The organism is Photobacterium halotolerans DSM 18316, assembly GCF_000425165.1.
In the GTDB taxonomy this organism is placed as follows: Bacteria; Pseudomonadota; Gammaproteobacteria; order Enterobacterales; family Vibrionaceae; genus Photobacterium; species Photobacterium halotolerans.
Window position 1 is genome coordinate 152,578 of sequence record NZ_AULG01000015.1, and the last position, 13,508, is coordinate 166,085.

Consider the following 13,508-nt stretch of genomic DNA (forward strand, 5'->3'; position numbering starts at 1 on the left):
CTGAATATGAGTAAACTTTGTTTGTTAGTTGCTTGTATTTAAAGGGAAAAATTTATTGAGAAGGTAAAAGGTCGCAAGCAAGTGTCAGCTTTGAGGCCCGGACAGCGGCTGCAATTTTAACAGCGGAGAATGGCTTACCTTTAAGGTTACAGTGTTGAAATGCTTTCCGGTGAGTTCAGGATGACGCTCATAGAAAAAGTTGCGGTCTCTTTCTATCGCATAGCTATGCGTCAGATACCCTCTTCCGTTGGGATAATCAGTGTTCCAGAGTGAACTTCTGGACACTTTACTGCTGGCAATAAACTCGCCCAGGTAAGTAACTTCATCAGGCTGGATAGAAAATGTTAAGTCCAGTTGTTTATCGGTTTGTGTATGGACAGTTTTCCGGCCGTCAGTGCCGATAAAGGTGATCGTATGGAGCAGGTAGTTTCCTGACGGCAGCGGCACAGTAAACAAAGAGCTTGTCGCAGTGGTGCTGTGAAAATCACTGGAATCATTGCTGTTAGAAACAGTGATATCCTGCTCTGAATCGGTTCGACTAAAATACAGTGTAGTTTTTAAGTTTTCACCCGTCGACGGCCAGATAGTCGATGCACCAATGCTACCCACTAAAAAACCTTTATCCGGTAATTCGGTAGATTGTAAGTTTTCAGGAATAGATACCAGCACGCCCTTGCTACATCCAGCCAGAGACAAACCGATCAGACTGTAAACCAAAGGCTTCATGTCTTTTCCTTCCTATTAATCGTTAGCAGTTGATAAATATCTAAAAACCAGTCTATAGCGTAGATACAGACACGCTGAGCCACAAAGCACATTTATGCCACATAACGCACAAAATCTCATGGCTTAACGTTAAAAAGTCAGGTGAATAATAAAACTTTGAGCATTAGCTCAAAGTTTTATTGAATATTCTCAGAAGAGCGCAAGGTGAGGTCAGGCCCAGAACAGGTCAAACCCTTTGCTATTTGGCGGTGATAACGTTTTTGAACTTGTTTGCCTTACTGAAGAGGTAGTCAACATCGGGCGGAAAGTCTTTGTTAGACTTTGCATGGTTCATCATGTCGAAGACAGTAAACTCAGTGAGTATCGCAAACTGATAGGAAGCGAAGTCGCTATTTGCCTGTAACGTCGGGTCGAAATACAAGTCTCCTGAGCGAATGATCGCATGATCGACGATGGGATCTTCGCAGCGATAGCCAAGCACGTATCGCTCTCCCTTGCCATAAATGACATTCATGTAAGAGTTATAGAAGCATTCGTTTTCTTGGCTTGTGCAAGTTTCTAATAACTCTGGGGCCATCGCTGAAACCGTCACAATTCTGATCCCTTCCGGGCGGAAGCCTAAATCAGACAGCTGTTGTTGAATTGATTCAATGGAGAGATTGGACACTTTACTTTCCGGATAACTGATAATCCGACACATTATATCTTCCCTGTTTCTTCAGGTCACTGTCTTCCATCTGGATTGATTTTACATCGTGATTCAGCCTGATCAGAGTCAGGTTAGTATGGAAATGGCGGAAGCAAAATTTCCGGATTTTGTAGTTTAAATGAGATTTGTTTTCAACTAAGATGTGTGACCAGTAACTCAGCTTAATGAGTAATTGACTAGTTATGGGAAGTTAGCTCAATGGCTTGCTTTTTGAACAGGATCTTAAGGTAACTGCTCCAAGATGAACATGATGAAATCCAGTCTGACCGTGATTGCACTCGGTCTGAGCATAAATGCGGGGGCCAATACGCTTGATACTGCCCGCAATATTGAGAGCAAAATCAATCAGTCTGCCGAACAAAGCCAGAATAAGATTGATAAAAGTGCAGATGCGACGCTTTCGATGAAGGCTGAAATTGAAGCCCTTCAGGAAGAAGTGAAAAACCTTATTGTCTATCGGGATCATCTGGCTCGTCTGGTTGACAGCCAGGAATCAGAGAAAAGCAGCTTAAGTGAGCAGATTTCAGGTATCAAAGAAACGCGGCAGGGTGTTGTGCCATTGATGTATAAGATGATCGATGGTCTGAAATCCGTGGTAGAAGATGACAAACCAATCAAACGTGATCAGCGACTGGCCCGGATTGCCAAGCTGGAGTTCATGATGGCTCAGGCCGATATCAGTGACGCCGAAAAATATCGCCGTATTCTGGAGGCTTACCAGATTGAAATGGACTACGGCACTAAGCTGGGTGTTTATCAGGGCAAAATGACCCTGAGTGCCACGGAAAACATAGAAGCCGATATGCTGTATCTCGGACGTGTGGCTTTTGTGGCGCGAAGCCTTGACGGCCAGCGTTACTGGGCATGGAATGACGGTACTCATCAGTGGCAGTCATTAGAGCCTCAGGCTGGCACTGAGCTGGATAAAGCCTTTGCTATGGCGTCGAAACAAATCGCTCCCGGTCTGATTTCTCTTCCTGTATCCGTGAATGTGGAGGCTAACTGATATGAAGTTTAAAACGTTAGCACTCGCACTTACCCTGGCCTCAGTGCAGACTTCCGTACTGGCTGTGGATGGCCTGGTGGAAAAGACCCGGCAGCAACAAAAAACCGAGCAAGTCCACAACCAGGCCCGCGAAGCCGGGTTTAAGCAGACTGAAGCAGAAATACGTGCTCAGAGAGATGCACTGTTGGCCAAGCGTGAATCGCTGAATTCAGAAATTGACAACCTGAGCAACACCTTCAGCGGAAATGAAAAATCGCTGGCTCAACTGGAAGAAGAGTTAAGACTTGAGTCTGGCAGCTTGGGTGAATTGTTCGGCGTGGTGCGCCAGACTGCAAAAGACTTGCAGGCGGAGCTGGAAACGTCAGTCACAGGTGCCGACCGTCATCAGTACAGCGCTGTTGTAAACGATATTGTTGATGCTAAGGCATTACCTTCGCTTAAGCAGTTAAACGGGCTGTGGCAGGGGATGAACGAGCAAATCACAGCCAGCTCGGAAATGCGCAAAGTGTCTGTCTCTTATATTAACGGAGAAGGGTATCAATCCACTGTGGATGCATACCGTCTTGGCAGCATTGGCCTGATTGGCGAGCAGGGTTATCTGGCCTGGAATGGTCTTCGCCAAGTGGCAACACCGTATTTAAAACAGCCAGAAAATGGTCCGGTAGCCAGTCAGATAGCATCGCTGCAGCAAGCGGGTTTGCAAATGGCGGTTGTTGACCCGTCTCGCGGCAAAATGCTGGAGCAGTTGGCGCATGCCCCCTCCCTTGCAGAACGTCTGTCCCAAGGCGGAGTGGTAGGTAAAATTATTCTTGGGCTGCTGGCGATCGGCGGCATCATTGCCTTGTACCGTGGCTGCAAATTGATCTGGATTCGCCAACAAATCAATGCCCAGTTGAAGAAACCAGAAAAGCCAGGCAACAATCCACTTGGCCGTGTTCTGAGTGTTTACGACACCGATCAAAAGCGCTCTGTTGAAGCGTTGGAATTACGACTGCTGGAAACCATTGTCGATGAACAGCAGGGGCTGGAACGTGGTTTATCCATGCTGAAACTTCTTGCAGCGCTGGCACCTATGCTGGGCCTGCTGGGAACAGTAACCGGTATGATTGAAACCTTCCAGGTGATTACTCAGTTTGGCAATGGTGACCCTAAAGTGATGGCTGGAGGGATATCTATGGCACTGGTGACAACCGTACTGGGTCTGATATCAGCGATGCCTCTGCTGCTTGCACATAATCTGCTGAGCGCACAGGCAGATGCGATCCGCAGTATTCTTGAGAAGCAGGGCATCAGTCTTGTCGCGGCAGAAGCAGAAAAAACAGGAAGCACTGCGTAATGGATGTGCCACTGTTCAGTAGCGAATTTGCCGAAACCTGGTGGATCTCCCTGCAGCAGTTCATGCAACAGGGAGGACAAGTACTGTGGTGGCTGGCCGCTGTGGTGCTGTTCTGCTGGTTGCTGGTCGCTGAACGCCTGCTGTATCTGGCGTTCACCTATCCCAAGCAAAAGCAGCAGTGGCTGGCAATGTGGTACGCCAGAGAAGATCAAACCTCCTGGTATGCCCATGCCATACGAGCCGGCTGGCTCAGTGAAGCACATCTTGCCTTATCTCAGAATCTGAATGTGATTAAAGTCCTGGTGGCGATTTGTCCGATGCTGGGACTGCTGGGAACAGTGACCGGCATGATTTCAGTCTTTGATGTCATGGCGAACCAAGGCAGCAGTCAGCCCAAACTGATGGCTTCGGGTATCTCGCTTGCTACTTTGCCAACAATGGCGGGTATGGTTGCCGCACTGGCAGGCATGTTTATTCATGCTCGTCTTGCAAAAGCGTGCAAGATGCGTGAGCAAAAACTAGAAAAATTGATGAGGAGTCAACGATGAGGTTAAGTCGCCCATCTGTCGCTCGGGAAGAAGCCCAGATTGATCTGACTTCTATGCTGGATATCGTGTTTATCATGTTGATTTTTTTCATCGTGACCAGCTCTTTTGTTCGTGAGTCCGGCGTTGAAGTGAATCGTCCCCAAGCCAGTAATGTAGTCAGTCAGAAAGATGCCGGCATCTTTGTGGCGATCACTTCGGCAAATGATGTGTATATCGATAAGCGTGTTGTCGATGTTGAACGCGTACAGGCAACACTGGAAACCTTGCTGCTAGACCAGCCAGATGCGTCTTTGGTGATTCAGGCTGACGAGCACGCCTACAGTGGTACTGTGGTAAAAGTCATGGATGCAGCCAAAGGTGCCGGAGTCAAAAATATCGCCCTGGCGGCGGAGAAACGCTGATGTTCAGGCTCATAGTAGCTGCTCCGTTAGCACTGCTGATTACCGGTGGCTTGTTTACTTTTATGGCCTGGATGGTTGATGACGGAAACCGTCAGTTACCGGAAGCAAAAGAATCGCTGGCGTTTAATATGGTGATGGTTGAGCAGGAACGTGAAGCGCAGCGTCGGCAACGTACAGTCCCTGAGAAACCGGAAACACCTGAGCCGCCACCGCAGGCCATGCCGAAAAGCGCCCAGGCCAGTGCTGTGACGCCTTTGGTTTCACCCACCATGCCGTCAATTGCTATGGATGCTTCCGTGAAAGGCCTGGCAATCAGCTTACCGGCCGTTTCAGATGTGGGAAGGGATCAGCAGGCCATGCCACTCTATCGCGTTGAGCCCAAATATCCTGCACGGGCCTTGAAAAGAAACATTGAAGGATATGTGGTGTTGTCGTTTACGATTGACCCGCAAGGCAGACCAACGGATATCAAGATTGTTGATGCGCAGCCAAATCGCGTTTTTGACCGTGAAGCGATACGTGCTTTAAAGAATTGGAAATACCAGCCAAAGATTGAAGGTGGTAAAGCGCTGTCTCAGCACGGACAACAAGTAAAAGTGGAATTTAATCTGAGTAAATGATGAAAAAATTAGCTTTTATAATGGCGATGCTGTTTGCGCCTGTCGCGCTGTCGGCACAACTGTCCCAGTACACCGCCGGTAAAGTGCAGCAGGCACAGAAACTTCAATTGGAAGACAAAGTCAGTACAGCCATTACCCTGCTCAGGGAGATGGATATTTCCCGTGCGTATGATAAAGCGTTTGTTAACCGTATGCTGGGTGTGTATTACTGGCAAGACGGCAAGCCAGCTTTATCTATTCAGCGGTTGACTCAGGCCATTGAAAGTGGGCAGCTTGATGACGAGTATCTGAGATCCACACAACGTATGCTGGCCGATATATTGTTATCCCAGGCGCAATATCAAAAAGCACTGAGCTATTACTATCAACTCAGTAAATCGATTCCCGCAACGGAAAAAGCCGATGAGCTCTGGCTGAGAATCGCCCAGGCCAATTATCAGCTTGAAGAATGGCGTTCGGTGCTGTCAGCTATTCAGCAGTATGAGCGTGCACATAAACAAAAAGAAGTGCAGCCTTTATCACTAAAGCTGGGTGCTCAGTTACAGCTGCAGCAGTATAAATCAGCGCTTCCGACCTTAAGCAGTCTTATTACGCTGGAGCCGCAAAAAGTCGTATGGTGGCGGCAACTGGCGGGCATTGAAATGCGGTTGGAGAGAAGAAAACAGGCAATTGAAACGCTAGCGCTGGCAAGGCGTCAGGGCGTTGCTTTATCTCAGCAGGATCTGAAAACCCTGGGTCAGCTTTACGCTCAGGAGGGAATTCCTGAGAAAGCCGCTCGCGTTTTTGCATCACTGGATAACAGTGACAGTAATCTTGATTTATTGATCTCTCAGGCAACCTACTGGCAAATGGCGAAAGAGTGGGATCAGGCGATAGAAACATGGCGAAAAGCCGTTGAGCTAGATACTCAGTATCGCTGGCAGCTTTCTACGCTTTTATTACAGGAAGGTCATTATCAACTTGCGCTCAATGAACTGGATAAATTACAGATCAAAGGTAAGCAAGCGGATATTGAGCTGGCTAAAGTGCGTGCCTATTACAAATTACAAAATCTTGAGCAGGCCATTGTGCATGCCAAGAAAGCGGATAATTTACAATCGACAAAAGCGTCAAAAAGTTGGATTAAGTATCTGAATCAATTACGTGATATGGAAAGTTAAGTTCAAGAAATGACCGCAGAGATAAAAACGGCGCATGGCGTCGTTTTTTTGTTGTCACCCCTAAACCACCGTCTATGGCGGTGGTGATTGTTTATTGTGCATCTGGTATTCATTCCAATCCAAATAAATGACTGCACTTGCATATTAATACAAAGGCTTTAAAGTGAGTCCGCAACGAAATAAACCTTTTTTGATGTCGTATAACTTAACAAGAAGATGCTGAATTTTCTGAAATACGTATTGCTGAGTAATTTGTTGGCAGCTGGCGCAGTATGGGTTGGCCATAAATTTTTCGGGCAGCCATTCAGTGTTAGTGGTGATGTTCTGTTTTATATGTTTGCACTTCAATGGGCGCTGGCTGGCATGGTCTGGAATGGTGGCAAAGAGAGTCAATCATTTGATGATGATCGAGCTGCCATTAAAGCCGTAGCCATGCTGTCGGAGCATGAGATAGAGGCAGATAGGCAAAGAGAAATAAAAGCGAACTACCATTTTGGTTTTATCTTCTTTTTATCGGGGCTATTTCCTTTACTCGCCTGCATTTTATTATCGGTATTTAACTGAGAAGCTGCCCGCTTCACGGCGGGCAGCGATAGCACTGACGGAGAATTTATGCGGAATACGGCAGGTAACCGGTAAAGCCACAGATTTTCCAGCCTGCATCTGTGTGTTTCAGGTAGTAGAGTGACTGCCATAACAGTTCATCAGTACCGCCGTCAGCACGTTGGATGCTGCCGCAAAATTGTTTACGGGCAATCGCACGTCCATTTTCTATGGTAATTTCATTCAAGCTGGTAGCAGCATGAACCGCCAGTTCTAACGGTTCGCTGTACACTGTTTCTTGCGCGATTTTTGCCTGACGCAGCCACTCTTCCTGGTAGTCCGCCAGAGAGGAAAATGCGAAAGTCCACGCTGCCGGGTTATCTGACTTGTTGGCATTGATGGCATAAAATTCATCTTTAACGAAGTCTTCTGCCACTTGCGACCAGTCTGCCTCGCAGTAAGCTTTGATATCACGCGTTACAAGCATATCCCAGATAGCAGCGCGATCCTTGTCAGGAAATGGGTTGGTTTTAATCATAGTACTCTCCCTAAAAATCAGTCCCAATGTGGGATGCTATTCATACGTGAATAGCCAGATAAACTGACGAACATCAAACTGGAAATGGCGCTCAAATTAAACTGATAGAGTTTAAGGTTGGGATCTTGAACAACAAAAAGCCCCTGATATTAAGGGAATATACGAAATAGACATGTGTCAATGAAAGCAGAGGAATTTTGCCTGCATTGTGGTTTGACCTTGTCACAGTCTGGTATTGGCTACCGAAAGGAAAAATGGCGGTGTTGGGCTATGCCGCTCAAACTGAGTGAAAGTTTGAGCGGTAGGCATGAGATAGCGATCAGAAATACAGTCGAACGACTGATTCAGCTACACAGCCAGGGCGGCGGCAGCCTTCGATTTCAACGGAAATTTCCTGCACAATTTCCAGGCCACGTTTTACAGGCGTGACAGACTGGATTTTTGTACGGGCTCGCACCCGGCTACCTTCTTTAACCGGGTAGGGGAAACGTACCTGGTTTAAACCGTAATTAACCGTCATTTTTGCGGTAGGGAATTTCTGGTTGTCTGGATCGACACTATCTGTCAGCACAGAGAGCAGCGACAGCGTAAGAAATCCGTGCGCTATTGTTGTTTTAAACGGTGACTCAAGCTCAGCGCGTTCCGGATCCGTGTGGATCCACTGATGATCATCCGTGACATCGGCAAATCGATTAATGCGATCCTGATCGACAGTCAGCCAGTTACCGACGTGAATCTCTTCACCCAGCGATGCGAGCAGTTCTTCCATGAGTTTGGCGGCTTCAGGATGGATCTCGATAGCTGCTGTTTTCTGTACAGATTCGCCATTCGAGGCAATATTCTCAGCTTTAGCCCAACCTGTGACATGAGCCTTGTTAAGGAATTCAATCCAATAGTCACGAATTGACGGCGACAGCCAGTCTTTCAGCTCAAATGGGTGCTTGGCCAAAATTTCACTTTTCTGTTTGAGAAAGTCGACCACTTTCATGCTTACCAACCTTTATCGTTTTTTCTTAGTATGATTGAGGCGGCATATTGAATCCTGGCTTAGCAGCAGCAGGATTAAAATGTGCCCTTGATCTCAAATAACTCATCGGATGAGTTCTCATTATTATAAATCAAATTGATGTCGTCACTGTAAAGTGTGCGTCAAATCATACTTTAGCCTAAATGTGTGATCTGGGTCACCTTTGTGTAATGTGAAGATTCGTCTTCAATTGCGCTAGCTTCACGGCCGCGGGTTTTGGTTTAGATTGCTCCGTGACAGTCAATCTGACTGCTGGCAAGCATTCGTTTTGTCGTCCCTGTGATTATAGATTGTCGCAGGAAAAAGAAGTGAATAGTGTGCGATTGATACCTGTTTTTAACTTCTTAGATTATACCTACCCTATTACCTGCTGGTGCAGGGGACAGGGTGTCAGGTGGGGTTGTGTGCTGTCGAACCTGGTTGTGGTGCTGTATTTTCATCTTAGGCATTCGGGGGGCATGTGCCGCTCCTGGTGATGAAATTGTTTTTGCGCTGGATAAATTTGTGAATCAAGCCGTGACAAGTTCAATCCCTGGTGCGTCATTGGCTGTACTCGTAAACGGCGAGATCCGCTTATTACGTGGTTACGGTGTCACGAAAGTGGGGGGCGATAAAAAGATTGACTCTGCAACCGTTTTTCCGCTGGCATCGATTTCTAAAACGTTTGCTTCAGCGGCAACGGCGCTGCTGGTTGACCGTGGCCTGATTGAATGGGATACACACGTTGTCCCGTATCTTGAAGATGTCAAATTCAGCGATCCGGATTTAGGTAAAGTCGTGACATTGCGAAATGTCTTGTCCCATACCACAGGTCTGGTGCCTCAGGCGTATTCTGATCTGCTTGAAAATGATGTGAGTTATCAGCGGATTCTATCAATATTAAACCGGGTCAAGTTTGTGTGTGAGCCCGGTGAATGCTACGGATACCAGAATATCGTCTATAACCTGAGTGCCGACATGATTTCACTGGCATCTGGTATGGAATACAGCCAGTTTGTGACAGAGCATATTTTTATTCCGCTTCATATGCACAGTGCCACCTTTGGCCTGGAGAGTTTTCTGAATGCCGATGACAGAGTTGTCCCGCATGTCAGAACCAAGTCCGGCTATGCGGCAGTTAAGCCTGCTCCTTACTATTACGGTGTACCTGCGGCGGCTGGTGTCAATGCCAGCGCGCAGGATCTTGCGCAGTGGATGCTGGCTCAGTTTGGCCAGTATCCAGAGGTACTCAGCGATGACAATCTCACTCTGCTACATAAGCCGTTGATCCGGGCTCATCAGTACCGATACCGGGCGAAGCTGAGTAATGTGTATTACGGGCTAGGATGGCGAACATTTGATTATCAGGGGATCACCGGGTTTGTCCATCATGGTGGCTGGGTTAAGGGCATAAGAACAGAAATGGTTTTTAACCCGGTCACACAGACAGGTATGGTTTTTCTGACCAATTGTGAAACAGATGTGGCAAGAGAAGTTGTATTAGAATTCCTGGATTTGTATAAACGCTATATTGACCCTGGGGTTTCCGAAGCCGAAGTAGCAACGTCAGGAAATTAAAGCGCTTTTTTGAAATCTGATCACTAAAATTTATCTTGGCAATCTCTTGTATTTTTAAGTGTCAGGCGTACACTTCGCTTGAAATTTGCCGATAATAACTGATTAACCAAGGAGCATATCATGGCAAAGAAAAAGTGCTGTCAGCACACAGAGCAGGTCACACAGACTGGTTTTGAAACCGATCATGGTCGCGGAACAATCATGGACAATGCCCTTAAAGCGGTTGTCACCAGTAAAGTCTTCCGCAGCCGGGTTGAAAAAGCCCGAAAAGGCAAAGGCAGTTTTCAGCGCAAGGCAAAGCACGGAGGACGAGAGTCCTGGCCAATCGCTGCTTAATGTAAGCATGATTGCCCAGGACTCTTTTTTAAGTCAGATGTTTTTCTGACTTAGTGGTCAGGAATTGATTGTCAGGTATAGTCCACTGATTTACTATCTCTGACTCACTGATTGGAATGGAGTCTGGTAATGAAGAAGCTTTGGATCCTGTTATTTTCTCTGTGCGTGTTGAATATGCCACAGGCCACTGCACAGGAAAAAGTATTGGTTTTTGCTGCGTCTTCACTTACCAATGCACTGAATGAGTTGGCGGAAAGTTATGAGCATGCCAGTGGCAATCAGGTGGTATTTTCGTTTGCGTCGTCGTCAACGCTTGCCCGCCAGTTAGCGCAAGGGGCACCTGCAGATTTGTATTTATCAGCAAATACAAAATGGATGGATTATGCAGCAGAGCAGAACGTCATCAATACTGAATCACGCAAAGATTTACTGCACAATCGGTTAGTCTTGGTTACCCATCAATCTGAATCGGTGGATTCCGTACCGCTAAATGGCTCGTGGGACATCACTAAGGCATTAAATGGCAGCCGATTGGTCGTTGGTGATCCTAATCATGTACCGGCAGGCATTTATGCCAAAGAAGCCCTGGAATCTCTGGGACTGTGGCAACAGGCAGAGCCCTTACTGGCGAGGGCAAACAATGTTCGTGCTGCGCTTTTGCTGGTGGAAAGGCAGGAAGCAAAGTTTGGTATTGTTTACCAGACAGATGCGCAGATAGCACAAGATGTAAAAATAGTTGCCCAGTTCCCTGAGCAAAGCCATCAGCCCATTACCTATCCGGTTGCACTAACCCGGCAGGCCCCATCGAAAGCGGCACAGGGATTTTATGACTATCTCCAGTCTTCTGATGCGGCTGAGGTGTTCGAGCGCTACGGCTTTTCAGTCAATTAACCAACGGGAAGTGTGTCATTCTGAGTATTCCCATGGATACCTTTACCTTAACCGACTATGAAGTCACCGCGCTGCAGCTGAGTTTGAAAGTTGCACTCACCGCTGTGATTGTCAGTCTGCCGGCAGGCATTGGCTGTGCCTGGTTGCTGGCTCGCAGGCAATTTTGGGGCAAATCCCTGTTGGATAGCCTGGTACATCTGCCGCTGGTTCTGCCTCCTGTTGTGGTTGGCTACCTGCTGTTAGTTATGATGGGGCGCCAGGGAATGATTGGTGCTTATCTGTACGATTGGTTTGGCATCACGTTTGGCTTTAGCTGGCGTGGTGCTGTTCTGGCTGTCGCTGTGGTGGCTTTTCCGTTAATGGTAAGAGCCATACGGCTTGCACTGGAAAATGTCGATCCTAAGCTCGAGCAGGCGGCCCGCACGCTCGGAGCCAGCCCGGTTAAAGTCTTTTTTACCATCACATTACCGCTTATGTTACCCGGCATACTCACCGGCACCGTGCTGGCCTTCGCCCGGGCGCTGGGCGAATTCGGTGCCACCATTACGTTTGTCTCGAATATACCGGGCGAAACGCAAACTATTCCTTTGGCGATGTTTTCATTCATAGAAACACCGGGAGCCGAAGTGGAAGCTGCCCGCCTGTGCGTGATAGCCATTATTATTGCTTTGCTGTCTCTGGTGATCGCTGAATGGCTGGCTCGCATTGCACGAAACAGGCTGGGTAACTGATGTTAGAGCTGAATTTTGTCAAGCAACTTGGACAAATGCGACTGAATGTCGACGTGCGCTTACCTGCGTCGGGTATCACTGCCATTTTTGGCCGATCAGGTGCAGGGAAAACCTCTTTTATTAATATCGTCAGCGGGTTAAGTAAGCCGGATGAAGGCCACATCGCTTTTGGCGAGAATGTGCTTTGTGATACTTGGCAGGGCATTAATTTACCACCGGAAAAGCGCCGTATCGGATATGTTTTTCAGGATGCCAGATTGTTTCCGCATTATAAGGTGAAAGGTAATCTGCTGTACGGAAACCACAGCAAGCCTGACCCGGAATTGTTCAGTGAAGTTGTTCAGCTTCTGGATATATCGCATTTACTAGGTCGTTATCCTGCCAGCTTATCTGGCGGTGAGAAACAGCGTGTTGCCATTGGCCGCGCGTTACTGAGTCAACCCGATATATTGTTGATGGATGAGCCATTAGCCTCACTGGATTTACCGCGAAAGCAAGAGCTGATGCCTTATCTGGAATCGTTAGCGAAAAGTGTCAGTATTCCTGTGCTTTATGTCAGTCACAGTCTGGATGAAATACTTCGCCTGGCGGATCACATGGTGGTGCTGGATCAGGGGAAGGTGATTGGAAATGGCGCGCTGACCGATGTTTGGGCTTCCTCTGTAATGCGTCCCTGGCTCAGCGCCAGAGAACAAAGCTCAGTGTTGCAGCTGAAAGTTACTGAACATCATCCGTCCTATCCGTTGACTCAGCTTTGTATCGGGCCAGATCTGCCGTTGTGGGTCAGCAGAGTGCGCCGGCCAGTCGGGGAAATGGTCAGGGTGAGAATTCACGCAAATGACATTTCCGTCACCCGAATCAAACCCGCGCAGACCAGTATACGGAATGTGTTGCCTGCGACCGTCGAAGGCATAGAGCAGCATAAATATCACTCTGATATCGTGGTGCTCCGTTTAGCTGTTGGCACGTCAATCCTGACGGCCAATATCACGCCCTGGGCAGCAGATGAACTGAACCTCAATGTCGGCGATAACCTGTATGCGCAAATCAAAGGCGTAAGCCTGAGCCAGCAGGATTTGGCCTGAGTGGCCAACTCCTTGGTGTCCTAACCTTCTTCTCATTTCCCTTGTTGATATATTGCTAGCACCCATTTTACCGTGTGCGACTTTTGTCAGAATCGAACAAAAAATAACCTGATTGAGCTGTGCATATTTTGAACAATGTGCGGGTGGTTTATCTGCTTGTTTCATTGAGATTAAGTTCCGCTGTGTGCTCAAAAACTGGCATATTTTTGTGTCAAATGATTGTCAGGATGTGCATTTTTTAAACGTCAGCTATTGCTAGCAGATGTTCGCAGTCAGTATATTCCTCTCCCGTTG

General features: G+C 47.5%; 16 protein-coding genes. 12 read left to right on the top strand and 4 right to left on the bottom strand.

Features of this window, described 5'->3' with window-relative positions; translation table 11 throughout:
- Positions 1-84 precede the first annotated feature (84 nt).
- The gene (locus H511_RS0103885; protein ID WP_155804794.1) at positions 85-717 is read right to left on the bottom strand and encodes a hypothetical protein; all 633 of its coding nucleotides are present in this window, start codon (positions 715-717) and stop codon (positions 85-87) included.
- A 247-nt stretch (positions 718-964) separates the two neighbouring features.
- The gene (locus H511_RS0103890) at positions 965-1,426 is read right to left on the bottom strand and encodes a hypothetical protein (RefSeq protein ID WP_202601861.1); all 462 of its coding nucleotides are present in this window, start codon (positions 1,424-1,426) and stop codon (positions 965-967) included.
- 250 nt (positions 1,427-1,676) lie between these two features.
- Between H511_RS0103890 and H511_RS0103895 the strand changes: the two genes are divergently transcribed.
- The 7 genes from H511_RS0103895 to H511_RS0103925 all read left to right on the top strand — a co-directional run bounded on the left by H511_RS0103895 (position 1,677) and on the right by H511_RS0103925 (position 7,070).
- Positions 1,677-2,441 carry a DUF3450 domain-containing protein gene (locus H511_RS0103895; protein ID WP_027251129.1) on the top strand — a complete coding sequence of 255 codons (765 nt, stop codon included), beginning with the start codon at positions 1,677-1,679 and terminating at the stop codon, positions 2,439-2,441.
- A gap of 1 nt (position 2,442) precedes the next feature.
- Complete coding sequence (locus H511_RS0103900; RefSeq protein WP_027251130.1) at positions 2,443-3,777, top strand: MotA/TolQ/ExbB proton channel family protein; 1,335 nt, start codon at positions 2,443-2,445, stop codon at positions 3,775-3,777.
- Entirely contained in the window at positions 3,777-4,325 is a 549-nt protein-coding gene (locus H511_RS0103905) for a MotA/TolQ/ExbB proton channel family protein (RefSeq protein WP_027251131.1), read from the top strand. Before H511_RS0103900 ends, H511_RS0103905 begins: the two co-directional genes overlap by 1 nt.
- Positions 4,322-4,726 carry an ExbD/TolR family protein gene (locus H511_RS0103910; protein ID WP_027251132.1) on the top strand — a complete coding sequence of 135 codons (405 nt, stop codon included), beginning with the start codon at positions 4,322-4,324 and terminating at the stop codon, positions 4,724-4,726. Before H511_RS0103905 ends, H511_RS0103910 begins: the two co-directional genes overlap by 4 nt.
- Positions 4,726-5,346: an energy transducer TonB gene (locus tag H511_RS0103915; RefSeq protein WP_027251133.1), complete on the top strand. Its 621-nt coding sequence runs from the start codon at positions 4,726-4,728 to the stop codon at positions 5,344-5,346. Before H511_RS0103910 ends, H511_RS0103915 begins: the two co-directional genes overlap by 1 nt.
- Positions 5,346-6,506, top strand: a complete 1,161-nt coding sequence (locus H511_RS0103920) for a tetratricopeptide repeat protein (RefSeq protein ID WP_036758714.1) — start codon at positions 5,346-5,348, stop codon at positions 6,504-6,506. The genes H511_RS0103915 and H511_RS0103920 overlap by 1 nt, the downstream gene beginning before the upstream one ends.
- 216 nt (positions 6,507-6,722) lie before the next feature.
- Positions 6,723-7,070, top strand: coding sequence for a hypothetical protein (locus H511_RS0103925; RefSeq protein ID WP_027251135.1), 348 nt, complete (start codon positions 6,723-6,725; stop codon positions 7,068-7,070).
- Between the two features lie 46 nt (positions 7,071-7,116).
- Here the strand turns inward: H511_RS0103925 and H511_RS0103930 are convergent, their stop codons facing one another.
- Positions 7,117-7,587 carry a hypothetical protein gene (locus tag H511_RS0103930; protein ID WP_027251136.1) on the bottom strand — a complete coding sequence of 157 codons (471 nt, stop codon included), beginning with the start codon at positions 7,585-7,587 and terminating at the stop codon, positions 7,117-7,119.
- Positions 7,588-7,906: 319 nt separating this feature from the next.
- Entirely contained in the window at positions 7,907-8,575 is a 669-nt protein-coding gene (locus H511_RS0103935) for a MaoC family dehydratase (protein WP_027251137.1), read from the bottom strand.
- A gap of 441 nt (positions 8,576-9,016) precedes the next feature.
- Between H511_RS0103935 and H511_RS22490 the strand changes: the two genes are divergently transcribed.
- The 5 genes from H511_RS22490 to modC all read left to right on the top strand — a co-directional run bounded on the left by H511_RS22490 (position 9,017) and on the right by modC (position 13,214).
- Entirely contained in the window at positions 9,017-10,171 is a 1,155-nt protein-coding gene (locus H511_RS22490) for a serine hydrolase domain-containing protein (protein WP_051287822.1), read from the top strand.
- Between the two features lie 120 nt (positions 10,172-10,291).
- Entirely contained in the window at positions 10,292-10,507 is a 216-nt protein-coding gene (locus H511_RS0103945) for an alternative ribosome-rescue factor A (protein WP_027251138.1), read from the top strand.
- Between the two features lie 129 nt (positions 10,508-10,636).
- Complete coding sequence (gene modA, locus H511_RS0103950) at positions 10,637-11,398, top strand: molybdate ABC transporter substrate-binding protein (RefSeq protein WP_036758646.1); 762 nt, start codon at positions 10,637-10,639, stop codon at positions 11,396-11,398.
- A gap of 32 nt (positions 11,399-11,430) precedes the next feature.
- Entirely contained in the window at positions 11,431-12,129 is a 699-nt protein-coding gene (gene modB, locus H511_RS0103955; RefSeq protein ID WP_036758656.1) for a molybdate ABC transporter permease subunit, read from the top strand.
- Positions 12,129-13,214 (top strand): molybdenum ABC transporter ATP-binding protein ModC, encoded by a 1,086-nt coding sequence (gene modC / locus H511_RS0103960; protein ID WP_027251141.1) that lies wholly within the window; start codon positions 12,129-12,131, stop codon positions 13,212-13,214. The genes modB and modC overlap by 1 nt, the downstream gene beginning before the upstream one ends.
- Positions 13,215-13,508 lie beyond the last annotated feature (294 nt).